12 protein-coding genes and 1 tRNA gene are annotated in these 17333 nt (G+C 40.0%); 12 read left to right on the top strand and 1 reads right to left on the bottom strand.

Translation table 11 applies throughout. The features are described from left to right. The first annotated feature begins 502 nt into the window (after positions 1-502). The 4 genes from serC (at position 503) to glgB (ending at position 6620) form a co-directional block, all read left to right on the top strand. Positions 503-1585 carry a 3-phosphoserine/phosphohydroxythreonine transaminase gene (gene serC, locus BLS24_RS08905; RefSeq protein WP_091758235.1) on the top strand — a complete coding sequence of 361 codons (1083 nt, stop codon included), beginning with the start codon at positions 503-505 and terminating at the stop codon, positions 1583-1585. After that, positions 1585-2754 carry a phosphoglycerate dehydrogenase gene (locus BLS24_RS08910; protein WP_091758238.1) on the top strand — a complete coding sequence of 390 codons (1170 nt, stop codon included), beginning with the start codon at positions 1585-1587 and terminating at the stop codon, positions 2752-2754. The genes serC and BLS24_RS08910 overlap by 1 nt, the downstream gene beginning before the upstream one ends. 83 nt (positions 2755-2837) lie before the next feature. Then, complete coding sequence (locus BLS24_RS08915) at positions 2838-4097, top strand: DUF1015 domain-containing protein (RefSeq protein ID WP_091758240.1); 1260 nt, start codon at positions 2838-2840, stop codon at positions 4095-4097. Positions 4098-4130: 33 nt separating this feature from the next. Then, positions 4131-6620 carry a 1,4-alpha-glucan branching protein GlgB gene (gene glgB, locus BLS24_RS08920; RefSeq protein ID WP_143015157.1) on the top strand — a complete coding sequence of 830 codons (2490 nt, stop codon included), beginning with the start codon at positions 4131-4133 and terminating at the stop codon, positions 6618-6620. Positions 6621-6829: 209 nt separating this feature from the next. Here glgB and BLS24_RS08925 read toward each other — a convergent pair. Next, a tRNA-Thr gene (locus tag BLS24_RS08925) sits at positions 6830-6902 on the bottom strand. Between the two features lie 155 nt (positions 6903-7057). Here BLS24_RS08925 and BLS24_RS08930 point away from each other — a divergent pair. The 8 genes from BLS24_RS08930 (at position 7058) to BLS24_RS08965 (ending at position 17286) form a co-directional block, all read left to right on the top strand. Continuing rightward, positions 7058-7582 carry an adenine phosphoribosyltransferase gene (locus BLS24_RS08930; protein ID WP_091758245.1) on the top strand — a complete coding sequence of 175 codons (525 nt, stop codon included), beginning with the start codon at positions 7058-7060 and terminating at the stop codon, positions 7580-7582. Between the two features lie 6 nt (positions 7583-7588). Next, on the top strand, positions 7589-9868 hold the full coding sequence (locus BLS24_RS08935; RefSeq protein ID WP_091758247.1) for a RelA/SpoT family protein: 2280 nt from the start codon (positions 7589-7591) through the stop codon (positions 9866-9868). After that, entirely contained in the window at positions 9868-10530 is a 663-nt protein-coding gene (locus BLS24_RS08940; protein ID WP_242872264.1) for an MBL fold metallo-hydrolase, read from the top strand. Before BLS24_RS08935 ends, BLS24_RS08940 begins: the two co-directional genes overlap by 1 nt. 19 nt (positions 10531-10549) lie before the next feature. Continuing rightward, the gene (gene hemZ, locus BLS24_RS08945) at positions 10550-11965 is read left to right on the top strand and encodes a coproporphyrinogen dehydrogenase HemZ (protein ID WP_091758250.1); all 1416 of its coding nucleotides are present in this window, start codon (positions 10550-10552) and stop codon (positions 11963-11965) included. A 170-nt stretch (positions 11966-12135) separates the two neighbouring features. Next, positions 12136-13257, top strand: coding sequence for a DUF5692 family protein (locus BLS24_RS08950; RefSeq protein ID WP_091758252.1), 1122 nt, complete (start codon positions 12136-12138; stop codon positions 13255-13257). After that, on the top strand, positions 13257-13925 hold the full coding sequence (gene hypB, locus BLS24_RS08955) for a hydrogenase nickel incorporation protein HypB (protein WP_091758254.1): 669 nt from the start codon (positions 13257-13259) through the stop codon (positions 13923-13925). The genes BLS24_RS08950 and hypB overlap by 1 nt, the downstream gene beginning before the upstream one ends. Positions 13926-14045: 120 nt before the next feature. Next, positions 14046-14390 carry a hydrogenase maturation nickel metallochaperone HypA gene (locus tag BLS24_RS08960; RefSeq protein ID WP_091758256.1) on the top strand — a complete coding sequence of 115 codons (345 nt, stop codon included), beginning with the start codon at positions 14046-14048 and terminating at the stop codon, positions 14388-14390. 136 nt (positions 14391-14526) lie between these two features. Next, on the top strand, positions 14527-17286 hold the full coding sequence (locus tag BLS24_RS08965) for an FAD-dependent oxidoreductase (protein WP_091758461.1): 2760 nt from the start codon (positions 14527-14529) through the stop codon (positions 17284-17286). The last annotated feature ends 47 nt before the right edge of the window (positions 17287-17333 follow it).

Here is a 17333-nt window from a genome sequence, read left to right on the forward strand (position 1 = left end):
AGGCTGGCGGCCCCACTTAGCTGAACTAGGCAGAGGCAGGGCGCGGCCCCAGTGAACCAGCCAGCGGCCACCCCCAAAACTGTGAATGGTAACAAATAATTAAGTTTAAACTTATCGAAAATTGATTTACATAAATTAAAAAATGTAAAAATTTAGTAGCAGATCGAATCGGATCTGCTACTTTTTTTGAATCAAAATGGAAGAAAAATAATAAAATTTATAGTTATTTTTAAGAGAAAATTTGATGTTTTTTGTTATGAAATTGATTAAAATTAATCTATAGTCTTTTTTAAACACCGCTAAAAATCTGGAATTATAAATAAAATGATGTAACAAAAAATATAAAATAACAAAGGTTATACAATTGCATTATTGACAAAAAATAAAATCATATTAAAATGATTTTAATGAGAAATATTTATCGGTTTAAACCGATAAAGTATATTCTTGATTTTTCGATAAAATCATGAATTTAAATTTTATAGCATTGGAGGATTTAGAAGTGTCTAGAGTTTACAATTTTTCTGCTGGTCCTGCAGTTTTACCAGAAGAGGTATTAAAAAAAGCTGCTGCTGAAATGCTCGATTACAACGGTTGTGGTATGTCCATCAATGAGATGAGTCATAGATCCAAAACTTTTGACAGTGTTATCCAGACTGCTGAGCAGGATATCAGAGATCTTATGAACATTCCTGATAACTACAAAGTCCTCTTTTTACAGGGCGGTGCCAGCCAGCAGTTTGCTGCAGTTCCTCTTAACCTTATGAAGAACGGCAAGGCTGCCTATATCATCACAGGTCAGTGGGCCAAGAAGGCTTATCAGGAGGCTCAGAAGTATGGGGAAGCTATTGAAGTAGCTTCAAGTGCTGATAAGACATTCTCTTATATTCCTGATTGTTCAGACCTTGATATCCCAGAAGATGCAGATTATGTATATATCTGCGAGAACAATACAATTTATGGAACTAAGTTCAAGACACTCCCTAATACAAAGGGTCATATCTTAGTATCTGATGTTTCATCTTGCTTCCTTTCAGAGCCAGTTGACGTTACTAAGTACGGTGTTATCTACGGCGGTGTTCAGAAGAATGTTGGACCTGCTGGTCTTGTTATCAGCATTATCAGAGAAGATCTCATCACGGATGACGTTCCTTCATACACACCTACAATGCTCAAGTGGAAGACTCAGGCTGACAACGGCTCTTTATACAACACTCCAAACTGCTGGAGTATCTATATGTGCGGCCTTGTATTCAAGTGGCTCAAAGAACAGGGCGGCCTTGAAGAAATGAAGAAGAGAAATGAAGCTAAAGCTAAGGTTTTATATGATTATCTTGATCAGAGCAAGATGTTCAAGGGAACAGTAAGACCAGAAGATCGTTCACTTATGAATGTTCCTTTCATCACAGACAGTGAGGACCTTAATGCTAAGTTCATTGCTGAGGCTACAAAGGCTGGATTTGTTTCACTTAAGGGACACAGAACTGTAGGCGGTATGAGAGCAAGTATCTACAATGCAATGCCAATCGAAGGTGTTCAGAAGCTTGTAGAATTCATGGATAAGTTTGAAAAGGAGAATGGCTGATGTACAAATATAAATGTTTGAACCCAATAGCAAAGATAGGACTTAACAACTTTAACGATCTTTATGAAGCTGTTGATAACGTGGATGATGCAGATGGCATCCTTGTTAGAAGTGCTAACATGCTTGAAATGGAGTTTTCAGAGAATCTTCTTGCTATTGCAAGAGCTGGCGCTGGCGTTAACAATATTCCTCTTGATAGATGCGCTGAGCAGGGAATTGCTGTATTTAACACTCCTGGAGCAAATGCAAATGGTGTAAAAGAGATGGTGCTTGCAGCAATGCTCATTGCATCCCGTGATATCATTGGTGGAACAGAGTGGGTTAAGGCTAATGCTGGTGACCCAGATATTGCAAAGCTTACTGAGAAGTCCAAAAAGAAATTTGCTGGTACTGAGATCTTTGGTAAAAAGCTTGGTATCATCGGCCTTGGAGCTATAGGTGTGCGAGTTGCCAATGCTGCTAGACAGCTTGGTATGGAGGTTTATGGTTATGACCCATATCTTTCTATTGACGCTGCTTGGAGACTTTCATCTGACGTTAAGCATGTCACAAATGTTGATGATATCTACTCTAAGTGCGACATTATTACTATTCACGTTCCTGCTTTGGATTCAACTAAGGGGATGATAAATGCAGATGCTATCGCCAAGATGAAAAAAGGCGTTATCATCATCAACCTTGCAAGAGATATTCTCTGCAATGAGGTTGATGTCCTTGCAGGCATCAACGCAGGCAAGATCCGTAAGTATGTTACTGATTTCCCAAATCCTACCATTGCAGGTCACGACGGATGTATTGTAATTCCTCATCTTGGAGCTTCTACTGAAGAGTCAGAAGATAACTGTGCTGTAAAGGCGGTTTTGGAACTCAAGGACTTCCTAGAAAATGGAAACATCAATAATTCAGTCAACTTCCCTAACTGCGATATGGGTGTTTGCCATAGCCCTAGAATTGCTATCTATCACAAGAATGTAGCAAACATGATCAGTCAGTTCACAACTGTTCTTGGTGAGAGCGGATACAATATCTCAGATATGACCAACAAGTCAAGAGGAGACTATGCTTACACTATCCTTGACCTTGAAGACAAGGTTACAGATGCTCTTGTAAAGAAGATTTCTAAGATCGACAACGTAATTAGAGTACGTGTAGTTAGAAAAGACGTATAAATATAGGATTTATAGTATAATATCGGGTAGGAAACATAGCTTTCCTACCTGATTTTGATGTACAAGATTATGGAGGCAAATTCATGGCAGATATCAGACCTTTTAGAGCAATAAGACCTGCAAAGGGCAAGGAGGAAAACATCGCATCCCTGCCTTATGACGTTTTTAACAGAAAAGAAGCCTATGAAAAGGTAAAAAGAAATCCAGAGTCTTTTCTTGCAATAGATAGACCAGAGACACAGTTTCCTGAAGATCATGACATGTATGCACAAGAGGTATATGAAAAAGCTCATGATATGTTGTGGGATAGAGTTGAAAAGGGCGATTTTGTAAAGGACGAAGGAAAGTTCTTTTACATATATGAGCAGACCTTCAAAGGAAGAACTCAGACTGGAATCGTAGCCTGTGCTTCTATTGATGATTATCTTTCAAATGTTATCAAAAAGCATGAAAACACAAGGGCTGACAAAGAAGAGGACAGAATAAAGCATGTCTATACCTGTGATGCTCAGACTGGCCCTATTTTTCTGTGTTATAGAAAAAATAAGCTTATATCAGAGCTGGTTGAAAGGGTAAAAGAGTTAGATGAACCGGTATATGACTTCACATCTGAAGACGGCGTTGCAAACAGAATCTTTGTTATCTCAGATGAGGACGAGATAAATACCATCAGCAGAGTGTTTACCACCATCAAATCTATATATATTGCCGATGGTCACCACAGATGCGCCTCAGCTGTTAAGGTTGGGCTTAAAAAGAGAGAAGAAAGAGAAGCGGAAGGAAAGCTTCGGGGCAAGCTTAAATCTGACTACTTTTTGTCAGTTCTTTTCCCTGATGATGAGCTTGAGATCATGGACTATAACAGAGTTGTAAAGGATCTAAATGGCCTTACAGCTGATGAATTCATGGCTAAGATCTCTGAGAAGTTTGAAGTTACCAAAGAAGAAACAAGCGTTAAACCATCTAAAAAGGGCGAATTTGGCATGCTCTTAGATGGGAACTGGTACAGACTTAATGCACATAAGGATATCTTAAAAGACGATGCTGTGGAGGGACTTGATGTCTCAGTTCTTCAGAATGAGGTGCTGGGTCCTATCCTTGGAATTGGAGATCCAAAGACAGACAAGAGAATCGACTTTGTTGGCGGAATAAGAGGGCTTTCAGAACTTGAGAAAAGATGTGAGACAGACATGAAGATAGCTTTTTCCATGTATCCAACTTCACTTAATGAACTTTTTGATGTTGCAGATCAGGAAAAGCTCATGCCACCTAAGTCTACATGGTTTGAACCAAAGCTTCTTAGTGGGTTATTTATTCATGATATTAATGGTATTATAGACTAAGGTATTTAATGATTCATTAGGAGGGGATGTGCAGTGAATAACAAACTGTATAAAATGATGAATTGGCCGGAAATCGAAGAGATCATCTATTCAGATGGTGACAATCCACATCGTATATTGGGGGCTCATAAAGTCGGAAACAATTTCCTTGTTCAGGCTTTTTATCCTGATGCTTCAGAAGTGAGCGTATATGTTGAGAACAGCAAAAAGACATATCCTATGGAGCTTGCTGATGAGGCTGGATTTTATGCTGTCATTGTTCCTTATGTTGACAAGCTTAAATATAAGCTCATCATCAAGGATTCTGAGGGCGTAGAAAAGGAAGTTTATGATCCATACGCTTTTGGTCCAACTATGGACCGAGAGGATTTTATAAAGTTTGGAAGTGGCATTCACTACCACATCTATGAAAAGCTTGGGGCACACCTTGGCAAAAGAAATGGAGTAGAGGGCTGTACATTTGCTGTATGGGCACCTTCTGCTGCAAGAGTAAGTGTTATTGGTGATTTTAATAACTGGGATGGCAGACTTTGCCAGATGCACAGACTTGATCCTATTGGTGTTTTTGAGATCTTTATTCCTGGTGCCAAGGAAAAGGATGGCTACCAGTTTGAAATTAAGACTAGAAGCGGTCTTGTCTATAAAAGACCTGATCCATATGCCATAATGTCCAGAGGAGAAAATGGAATAATTTCTGTTATCAGCTCTAACAGATCCATTTCCTGGACTGATTCTAAGTGGCTTTCTGACAGGAAAAAGGTCGACCTTGACGAGGCGCCTCTTTCTATCTGTGAGATCTCGCTTGAAGCTTTTGCTGGAAGACATGAAGGCGTAAGTTCAATGGAGGAGATCACAGGTGATGTCCTTGAATATGTAGAAAACCATGGCTTTGACACTATCGAGCTCATGCCTGTTATGAAGCATCTTCCAGGACATTTCTATCACATCCTTGATTTCTTTGCTCTTGATGATACAAATGGAACTCCTGAGGAGTTTATGAAGTTTATTGATAGATGCCATGAAAAGGGCATCAGAGTTATCATGGACTGGGTTCCAACGTTCTTTCCTAAGTCTTCATGCGGCCTTAGCGATTTTGATGGCAAGGCTTTATACGAATATGAAGATCCAAGAGTGGGCATTCAGCCAAGGTCTGGAGATCTTATCTTTGACTATGGCAGAAAAGAAGTGACAAACTTCCTGATCTCAAATGCTCTTTATTGGATTGAGGTATTCCATATTGATGGTCTTAGAACTTCAGATATTTCAAAGATTCTTTATCTTGACTATGACAGAAATCCAGGGGAATGGTCACCTAACATCTATGGCGGCAATGAAAACCTTGAAGCCTTGGAATTTTTAAAGCAGCTTACAACAGCAGTTCATAAGGATAATCCAGGAGTACTTCTTATTACCAAAGAAACTGCCTGCTGGCCACAGCTTACTGACACCATAGAAGATGGCGGTCTTGGCTTTGACTATAAGTGGAATAATGGCTGGACTAGAGATTTCCTGTCTTACATGGAAAATGATCCGCTATTTAGAGCAGGACATCACGACGAGCTTACATTTAGCCTTATTTATAGCTATACTGAGAGGTTTATTCTTGCATTTACCCATGAAGATATGGAGAAGGGCTTAGAAGGATTGTATTACCTCATGCCTGGAGATTCATCTCAGAAAATGGCAAACCTTAGATTAGCTCTTAGCTATATGATGGTTCACCCAGGTAGAAAGCACCTTTACATGGAACCTGACGCACTTACTATTGATCAATCAGTGTTTATTGAGAACATGATAAAGAAACTAAACGACCTTTATTTTGAGCATGCAGCTCTTCATGAGCTTGATAGTTCAGACAGTGGCTTTGAGTGGATCAATAACATGGCTGCTGAGGAATGCATGGTCTCATTTGCAAGAAAGAGTGACAATGACAAAGAGATTCTGGTTGTCGTAGCTAATTTTGCTGGCGTTGAAAGGCAGATAGAGCTTGGCGTTCCTGCTGATGGCAGATACACAGAAGTCTTTAACAGCGATGACGTTAACTTCGGTGGTCAGGGCATTCTCAATGAAGGTAAGCGTGAAGCTAAGAGAAAAGAAGTTGATGGTAGAGATTATTCTATCAAGATAGACCTTGCTCCAGCTTCTTTATCAATTCTTTCTTATGCACCATATTCTGTTCAGGAAAAGAAGATCCGTGCCATCAAGGAAGAAGAGGAAATAAAGAAAGAGAAAGAGCGTGAAGAAAAGATAGCAGCTCTTAAGGAAAGACAGACACAGGAAGAAGAACAGCTCCTTAGAGAACTTAAGCTTAAGTATGAGCGCGAACTTGCAGAGCAGGAAAAAGCTATCGAAGAAAAATACGAAAAGATCGAAGAAGAAAAGATCTTCAAGATAGTTTCAGAGGAAGCAGTTAAGAGCATCTCCAAGACCTCTTCAAAAACTGCAAAAACAAAGAAGTCCTCAAGCACTACCAAGAAGACAACAACTTCCAAGAAAACAACCAAGAAGAAACCTACTAAATAATTTTTAAAAGTAGATTTGTTGAGTTATGTAAACGTTTATAAAACCCTAAAATATTAGCCAGGAGAGTATCGGTCAAGTCCTTTCTCCTGGCTTTTTCATAGTCAGTGGTAAAGTAAAAAAATATAGTGACCCAAACCGATTTGATTTCGCAGAAATCATCGGAGGTTTGGGCACTATATTTTTTACTTTACCACGTCCTCATAAAAAGAAGCTGGAAAAGGGACTTGAACCCTCGACCTACTGATTACGAATCAGTTGCGCTACCAACTGCGCCATTCCAGCTAGCATCTGTGTAAACACAGGCACAATGAAGATTATACCTTTAGACTTTTCTTTTGACAAGGAGAAAACGCGAATTAATTCTGTTAAGAAATTGGGTCTTGTGCTATAATCTAAAGTTGAAGTTTTGTTTTTATTTTAGAGAGGAAATTAAAACGATGAAAGATTTGAAAGATTACGTTAGAACTATACCTAACTTTCCCGAGGAAGGAATAATGTTTAGAGACATCACATCAGTTCTTCAGGATCCAGACGGATTCAAGCTTGCGATTGATGAGATGGCTAGACTTGTAAGTGACCTTGATTTTGATGTTGTTCTTGGCGCAGAGTCAAGAGGCTTCATTTTCAGTGCTCCTATCGCATATCAGAGGGGCAAGGCACTTGTACCTGTTCGTAAGAAGGGTAAGCTTCCTTGCGAGACAATTCAGGTTGAGTATGACCTTGAATATGGTAAGGCAGTTCTTGAGCTTCATAAGGATGCTATCAAGCCTGGACAGAAGGTTCTTTTGGTAGATGACCTTATGGCTACAGGTGGAACAATTGAAGCTATGATCAAGCTTGTTGAGCAGCTTGGTGGTGAAGTAGCTGGTATCCTTGTTCTTATGGAACTTAAGGGACTTAAGGGTAGAGAAAGACTTAGCAAATATAGACTTGATGCTGCAATTAGCTACGAAGGGAAATAATATTTAATGCCTCAGAATTTCGACGACGGAAAAATTGAAGCTATTGAGGAGTTTCAGGCACCTGATAAGTTATATAAGGGACTCATTGAAAGAGTAAAGAAATATCATCCATCGGATGATATTTCTCTTATAGAAAAAGCTTATCAGCAAGCTGCTGAAGCCCACAAAGATCAGCTGCGCAAATCTGGTGAACCATACATCATTCATCCTCTTTGCGTGGCTATTATCCTTGCTGATCTTGAAATGGATAAAGAGACCATTGCGGCAGGGCTTCTTCATGATGTCGTTGAAGATACTATCTTGACCAAAGAAGAAATAGAAGAAGAGTTTGGGGCTGATGTAGCTCTTTTGGTAGATGGTGTTACAAAGCTTACAAATTTGCAGCTATCTACTGATAATACCAATAAAACACAGGAACAGATCGACATGCAGGCTCAGAACCTGCGTAAGATGTTCCTTGCTATGGCAAAGGATATCAGAGTTATTCTGATCAAGCTTGCCGATAGACTTCACAACATGAGAACTCTGGGTCATATGCCTCCAGAGAAACAGTCAAGGATTGCCCAGGAGACCCTTGATATTTATTCACCTATTGCTGGCAGACTTGGTATCAGCAGGATCAAGGTTGAGCTTGATGATTTGTCACTTAAGTATCTCAATCCTGATGTTTATTACGACCTTGTTGAGAAGGTTGCTGCCAGAAAGAGTGAGAGAGAAAAGTATGTAGAAGACATCGCTGAAAATGTTAGAAAAGCTATTTCTGACGCAGGTATTGTTGGCGATGTTAATGGTCGTGTCAAGCATTTCTTTAGTATTTACAAGAAGATGCGCAATCAGAACAAGACCCTTGATCAGATATATGATCTTTTTGCTATCAGAATAATCGTTGGAACTGTTAAGGACTGCTATGCAGCTCTTGGTATCATTCATGAGATGTACAAGCCTATTCCTGGCAGATTTAAGGATTATATAGCTATGCCCAAACCTAACATGTATCAGTCCCTTCATACAACATTGATCGGACATACAGGTCAGCCTTTTGAGATTCAGATCAGAACCTATGACATGCATAGAGCTGCTGAATACGGTATCGCTGCCCATTGGAAGTACAAAGAGGCATCTGATGGCAAGAAAACTGAAACTGGAGAAGAAGAGAAGCTTATCTGGCTCCGTCAGATCCTTGAATGGCAACAGGACATGTCTGATAATCAGGAATTCATGAGCCTGTTAAAGAGTGACCTTAACCTGTTTTCTGAGGATGTTTATTGCTTTACACCAACTGGTGAAGTTAAAAACCTTCCAGCAGGTTCTACACCAATCGACTTTGCTTACAGTGTTCACAGCGCTGTAGGTAACAAGATGATCGGTGCCAAGGTAAATGGTAAGCTTGTTCCTATAGATTACAAGATTCAAAATGGTGACAGGATCGAAGTTGTTACCTCTCAGAATTCACGTGGTCCAAGTAGAGACTGGCTTGCAATTGCCAAGTCTACTTCCACCAAGAATAAGATAAATCAGTGGTTTAGAAATGAACTTAAAGAGGAAAATATCGCTAAGGGTAGAGATCTTCTTATTGAGTATTGTAAGAGTAAAGGCATTGATCTTTTCTCAATTTCTAAGCCTGAATTCCAGAATATAGTTATCAAGAAATATGGATTCCATGATTGGAATGCTGTTCTTGCTGCTGTTGGTCATGGCGGACTCAAGGAAGGCCAGATCATCAACAAGATGCTAGAACTTAGTGACAAAGAGCACAAGCGCAATATCACTGATGAAGAAGTGCTTGCAGCCGTTGCTGAATCTAATGTTACACCTCAGGTTTCTGGCTCTGACAATGCAATTATCGTTAAGGGTGTACATGATGTAGCAGTTAGATTTTCTAAGTGTTGTAATCCTGTTCCTGGTGATGATATCTGCGGATTTGTTACTAGAGGACGTGGTGTTTCTATTCACCGTCGAGACTGCGTCAATGTCGTTAAGATGCAGGAAGAAGACAGGACCAGACTTATTGAAGCTAGATGGCAGTCTGATTCTAAGAGCGGCGGCAAGTATGCTGCAACGATCAAGATATTTGCTAATAACAGAAGCGGCCTTCTTGCTGATGTTTCAAGAGCGCTTACTGAAAAGAACATAGATATTATTTCTATGAATACTAGAACAAGTAAACAAGGTCTTGCTACAATGGAAACTTCTTTCCAGGTTTCATCAAGAGACCAGCTTAGAGAGATTGTTGACAAGATCAGACAGATTGATAGCGTAATTGACATCGAAAGGACGACGGGTTAATGGGGAAAAATGTGCTTTCAGTTGGCAGTATGACTTTGGGGATGGTCGGAACAAACTGCTACTATGTTTTTAAAGAAGAAGCACCTTGTAATGATGAGAAGGTAAAGCATGTGATCGTATTTGATCCAGCAGATAGAGGAAGAAAGATATATGATACACTTACAGAAAATGGAATGGTTGTAGATCTTATTCTTTTAACACATGGACATTTTGATCATATTGGCGGCGTTGATGAATTAAAAAAACTAACAGGTGCGCCTGTTGGCTGCTATGAAAAGGAAATGGCTCTTTGTAATGATCCATACATCAATCTTTCCAATGATTTTGGAATGCATTTAAAGGTGACTCCTGATAAGACTTACAAAGATGGAGAGATTATCGAGGCTGCAGGTATGAGCTGTGAGGTAATCTTTACTCCAGGTCATACGTCAGGAAGCTGCTGTTTTTACTTTGAAGAAGGACATATTCTCATAAGTGGAGATACTCTTTTTGAAGAATCCGTTGGACGAACAGATTTCCCAACAAGTTCTACAAGTGAGCTTATCCGCTCAATAAATGATAGACTTTTTGTTCTTCCAGAAGATACAATTGTTTATCCAGGACATGGGGATATTACAACGATCAAGCATGAAATGATGTATAATCCTTTTTGCAGATCTTAAGCATGATAAAGGTGATGAAATGCAGGTAATTTATACAGGTACAGATAAGTATTCTTATGACATTCATTCTTTGTATAAAGCTTTTTATCCAGAGGAAGAGATAAGAGTACTTCCAGGAAAAGAAGGTGATTTTCCAGAGAAAGAGAAGGATATTTCAGATAAAGATGAAATATCCTTTATTGATGTGGAAAAAACAAAGAATGAGCTTAAAAAATCTATATATGAGGATCTGTCACAAAAGACAGGCAAAAAGCTTCCTTGGGGTAACCTTACTGGCATCAGACCTACAAGGATAGTTATGAATCTCATGGAAGAGGGAAAGAGCGATGACGAAATAGTAGAGTACATGAAGGATGTGTACTGCGTTTCTGATGAAAAGATAGCTCTTAGCCTTTCTATTGCTCATAGGGAAAAGGAAATCCTAAAGGACATTGACTATAAGAACGGATATAGCCTTTATATTGGAATTCCATTTTGCCCTACAACTTGTCTTTATTGCTCCTTTACCTCTTACCCAATAGGCTCTTTTTCTGGTCTCGTGGACGATTATCTTAGCTGCATAGAAAAAGAGATTGATTATGTGGCTGATAATTTTAAAGGAAAGACTCTTGATACTATCTACATTGGCGGCGGTACTCCAACAACTCTTGAGCCCCATCAGATAAAAAGACTTCTTGGTTATGTTAAGGAAAAGCTTGATACCTCCAAGGTCAAAGAGCTTACTGTTGAATCTGGAAGACCTGATTCTATCACGAGGGACAAGCTTAAAGCCATGAAGGAAATGGGAGTTACCAGAATATCTGTAAACCCGCAGACTATGAAGGATGAGACTCTAAGGCTCATTGGTAGGAGGCATAATGTTGCACAGCTTATCGATGCCTTCAATATGGCTAGAGAAGAGGGCTTTGACAATATCAATATGGACATCATCCTTGGACTTCCTGGTGAAGATGCTGGGGACGTGGCTTATACAATGTCAGAAATTGAAAAGCTTTCACCTGATGATCTTACAGTCCATTCACTTGCGATCAAGAGAGGTTCTAAGCTTGCAGAGATCATTCATGAGAAGGCTATGAGAGGAGAGATCTCTGAGAGCGTTCTAGATTCTATCAATAATACAGAAGAAATGATGAAGATAGCTTCTGATGGCGCTGCCAAGATGGAACTTTCTCCATATTATCTCTATAGACAAAAGAACATCAGTGGTAACTTTGAAAATACTGGTTATGCAAAAGCTGGTAAGGCTGGAATCTATAATATTCTCATAAATGAAGAGGTTCAGTCCATAGTTGCTCTTGGTGCTGGTACTGTTACAAAGAGAGTTTATGGATTTGGCGGCAGAATAGAGCGCTGCGATAATGTCAAAGATGTGAAGCTCTATATGGAACAGATTGATGAAATGATAGATCGAAAGAAAAAACTTTTTAACGGCTAAACGCCAAAAAGCAGACGAAATGTGGAATAACGGAAACCAATTTAAAAAAGGTGGTGCCCCACATTGCATTATTTTAGACATAATTTATTGTTTGCTATTGTGCAATGTGCTATAATAGTGACGTATAAAAACTAAAACATGATATATACGTATATCAAAGGAGGTCACTTATGTTATTCCAATTATATGGCAACTCTGCAGCTATGCAATTAGTTGGTTGGGTTCTTGTATTTGTTGGACTCATTCTTATGAATGAAATTGGTCGTAGGACCAAAATTGGTGGAATGATCGTATTCGTAGTTATTCCATGTATCTTAACTGTTTATTTTATTCTTGCTCATCTTGGTATGTTCGGAGGAAAGGCAAATCCTACCGTTGCATATATGGATGGATGGTTCCATTATTTCAAGCTTTATGCTGCGGATATTGGCTGCGTAGGCTTTATGATGATCAAATACAAATGGGGCATTGGCAAAGAAAAATGGTTTGCTTGGTTCCCATGGGCTATAGTTGCTGCAAATATCATGATCGCTAATGTATCTGATATGGAGTCAGCTCTTGCTGCATTTAGTATCACAGGTAACTTAAGTGGTGCTTGGTGGGCATCTAATGAAGGTGTATTTATCTACGGCGGATGGTGGAACGTTGTTAACGCTATCGCTGGTATGATCAATATCTTCTGTATGACAGGTTGTGTACATCTTTACACATCAAAGGACAAGAATCATGCAGATATGCTTTGGCCAGATATGACAGTTTGGTTCATTCTTGCATATGATGTTTGGAACTTTGAGTACACATACTTAAATCTTCCTACACACTCATGGTATTGTGGTGTAGCTCTTTTACTTGCTCCTACATTTGCAAATGCATTCTGGAACAAGGGTGCTTGGATCCAGAACCGTGCTAATACACTTGCAATTTGGTGCATGTGGGCACAGGTTGTTCCATTCTTCCAGCTTGGTTCTAGATTTGCAGCAGCTCTTCCTTCAGTATATGGCGGCGCAACTCAGGCTGGTATTACAACAATGGACCTTTACGAAAAGGCAATTGCGCTTTATAATTCAGGTGCAGGCAAAACAGCACAGGCTGGCGAGATCATTTCTTCAATGGGAGTCACAGCAGATCCTAGAATGCAGGGATTTGTTGCTATTCTCTCAATTGCCATCAATGTGATCTGCATTGCTGAGATTATAAAGAGATCAGTCAAGCTTGGTAAGAGCCCATATTCTAACGAAGTATTCAAGGATACTAAGGACTTCCAGCTTGCAATGGAGCGTGCTGAACAGTAATGGACAATGTTAGAGTAATCGAAGTAAAAAGAAGTATTTTTGAAAGCAACGATCTTGATGCAGAGAAGCTTAGAAAGGAACTTAAGGATAGCAAGACTTTTCTTTTGAACCTTATGTCTTCACCTGGATCAGGAAAAACAACAACACTTACAAGAACTATTGAACTTCTGAAGGACAAGTATAGGATTGGTGTTATGGAAGCTGATATTGATTCAGACGTTGATGCCAAGACTATTGCAGCCACAGGAGTCAAAGCTATTCAGCTTCATACAGGTGGTATGTGCCATCTTGATGCTGATATGACTAGGCAGGGTATCAAAGAGCTTGATACCAGCGATGTCGACTTTGCTATATTGGAGAATGTTGGAAATCTTGTATGTCCTGCAGAATTTGATACTGGAAGTACCAAGAATGCAATGATCCTTTCTGTACCAGAGGGACATGACAAGCCACTTAAGTATCCTCTTATGTTCTCTATTTGCGATGTGGTGCTGATCAATAAGATTGATGTAATGCCTTACTTTGATTTTGATCTTGAGAAATGTAAGGAAAATATCTTATTTAGAAATCCTAAAGCAAAGATCATTCCTATCTGTGCTAAGACAGGTGAAGGAATGCAGGAATGGGCTGATTGGCTTTCAGCTCAGATTGAAGAGAATATTAGATAAATTGACTAATGATAAAGGCCAGGCGATTATATGCAAAAATTTAACCGTCCCGGCCTTTTTCTGACCTATATGGGAACTGAAATTTTAAAAACAGTTTTTACACTTTAAAAGGTTAAAGATATGCATGAATTAGGTGTAGTATTTCGCATAATTGATGACCTTACAGAGGTTGGCAAGGAGAATGATATTCAAAAGATCCATTCAGTAACCTTGCAGCTTGGTGAGGTTTCCGGTGTTATTCCTTCTTTTTTGACAGATGCATGGAAGTGGGCTGCGGCTAAGACAGAGCTCATGAAAGATTCAGAACTTATTATTGAGAATCTTCCAGCTGTTACCTATTGTGAGGATTGCAAGAAGGAATACAGCACAGTAGAACATGGCAAGATCTGCCCATATTGTGGCAGCGAGCATACCTATCTCTTAAAAGGCAACGAATTTTTAATTAAAGAGATAGCGGCAACATAATTTTTTTTAGAAAGATGATGGTAGAGAGATGGATATGAACAAATTTGATATGAATGATCTTAGCACTCCATATTCCTTGGACCCTAATCGTAACAAGGAAGATCCTAGAGCTGGTATCATTCCTGAGTGGGTGGATATGGATGCACCTTTCCGTGAGCCTCTTGCTAGGTTTGCTAAGGCTGTTACGGATAGAAAAAACATTAAGCTTGGCATTGAAAAGATCACAAAAGAAAGCCCAGAATATTGGGGCCTTTACAATCTTATCACTGATGCTCAGTGTGAGATCGCTCTCAAGATGGAGAAGCGTAAACCAAAGACTTTTGATGAGATCGCAGCTCTTTGTCCTGAGTATTCCAAGGAAGATCTTCAGAAGCACCTTGATGAGATGTCTTACAACGGTGTTATCGAGTGGAACTACGAAAATGACAAGCATGAGAAGCAGTACGTGCTTCCTATGTACGTTCCTGGTTCTGCTGAGTTTGGTAACATGAACCACAAGGTAATCGAAGAGCATCCTGAGGTTGGACCATTCTTTGAGAGAATGAGCCGTATTCCTCTTGAAGGACTTACACATATGGTACCTATGGGTGGTGCTGGTGTAGGTATGCACGTAATCCCAGTTGAGAAAGCTATTGAGATGCAGGGTGAAGCAATTAACCTTGAGAAGATCTCTTACTGGCTTGATTACTATGAAGGAAAATATGCAGCTTCTCCTTGCTCATGCAGAAGATCAAGAAAGACATTTGAGCAGGGCTGTGCTGATGATCCAGAGGGCTGGTGTATCGCTATTGGTGATATGGCTGACTATGTCGTTGAGACTCAGAAGGACGGCCGTTACATCACTAAGGAAGAAGCTCTCGAGATCTTTAAAAAGGCCGAAGATAACGGATTCGTACATCAGATCACAAATATTGACGGACAGCACAAGATCTTTGCTATCTGTAACTGTAATGTCAATGTATGTTACGCACTTCGTACTTCACAGCTTTTCAATACTCCTAACATGTCTCGTTCAGCATATGTTGCTCACGTTGACAAGGATAACTGCGTAGCTTGTGGACGTTGCGTAGAGGTTTGCCCAGCTGGTGCAGCTACACTTGGTCAGAAGCTTTGCAAGAAAGATGGTAGTGAAGTAGTTTATCCTAAGATGCCTCTTCCAACTGAGAAGAAGTGGTCACAGGATATGTGGACAGAAGATTATAGAGATATTAACAGGATCAATACTCACAAGACTGGTACAGCTCCATGTAAGACAGCTTGTCCAGCACATATTCCAGTTCAGGGATATCTCAAGATGGCTGCTCAGGGAAGATATGAAGAGGCTCTTGCTCTTATCAAGAAATACAATCCACTTCCTGCAGTTTGCGGACATGTATGTAACAGAAGATGTGAGGATGCTTGTACAAGAGCAACTATCGATCAGGCAATTGCTATCGATGAAGTTAAGAAATTCGTAGCTATGCGTGATCTTAAGGCTGAAACTCGTTATATACCTGAAAAGGTTATTCCTAAGATTGAAGGCGGCTTTGATGAGAAGGTTGCTATCATTGGTGCAGGACCTGCTGGTATCTCTTGCGCATATTATCTTGCACTTAAGGGCTACAAGCCAACACTCTTTGACAAGAACAAGAAGCCAGGCGGAATGGTTACATATGGAATTCCTTCATTCGTTATGGAAAAAGACGTTGTAGAAGCTGAGGTTGATGTTCTTAGAGAACTTGGCGTAGATATTCGTCTTGGCGTAGAAGTTGGTAAGGATATTACCTTAAAGCAGCTTCGTGAAGAAGGCTACAAGGCATTCTATATTGCTATCGGATGTCAGGGCGGCCGCGGAGTTAACGTTCCTGGTGAGGACGCTGAAGGCGTTATCAAGGGCGTAGATATTCTTCATGCTGTAATTGATGATGAGAGCTACAAGCTTACTGGTGACACAGTTGTTATCGGTGGTGGTAACGTTGCTATCGACGTAAGCCGAACAGCAATCAGATGTGGTTCACCAAAGATCACACAGGTTTCACTTGAGACTCGTGATATTATGCCAGCCCTTCCAGAAGAGATCGAGCTTGCAGAATCTGAAGGAATTCAGTTCAAGGGCGGTTGGGGACCAAAAGAGATCCTCACAGAAAACGGCAAAGTTAAAGGAATCGTATTTAAGAAGTGTACTCAGGTTAAGAATGCAGAGGGAAGATTTGATCCTCAGTACGATGAGAATGAGACAATGGAAATTGCTTGTTCAAACGTAATCCTTTCAGTAGGACAGGCTACAATCTGGGGAGACCTCTTAAAGGATGAGAATGTAGAGTTTAGAGGTCCAGCACCAGTTGCTGACAAGATCACATTCCAGACAACAGTTCCTGATATCTTCGTTGGTGGAGATATGTTCTACGGACCAAGATTTGCTATTGACGCAATCGCATGTGGTAGAGAAGGTGCTGAGTCGATCCACAGATTTGTTCAGCCTCATTCTTCACTTACCATCGGCCGTGATCCTAACTTCTTTATCGAGCTTGATAAGGATGATATTTCTGTTAAGGATTATGATCATGTAGGTCGTCAGGTTGCTGGAAATAGCAAGAAGGATGGCGAGAAGCTTACATTCCGTGATACAAAGCTTGTATTTACAGAAGAGCAGGTTAAGAAAGAGACATCTCGTTGTCTTGGATGCGGTGCTTCGATCATCGATCCTAATAAGTGTGTAGGCTGCGGACTTTGCACAACTCGTTGCGAATTTGATGCTATCAAGCTTACAAGAGATAACCCAGATGCTTCTACAATGAGAACTGCAGAAGAGAAGCTTAAATATATTCTTCCAAATGGTATCAAGCAGGCTATCAAGAGACCATTTGTTAAGAAGACACCTGAGGATACAGCATGGCTTCCTAAGGACAAGAAGTAAAAAGAATATTTACTTTATATGATAAGATTAAGTCAAGTGTTTAAATA

Origin of the sequence: Butyrivibrio sp. INlla18 (genome assembly GCF_900103635.1) — a bacterium.
Classification (GTDB): domain Bacteria; phylum Bacillota; class Clostridia; order Lachnospirales; family Lachnospiraceae; genus Butyrivibrio.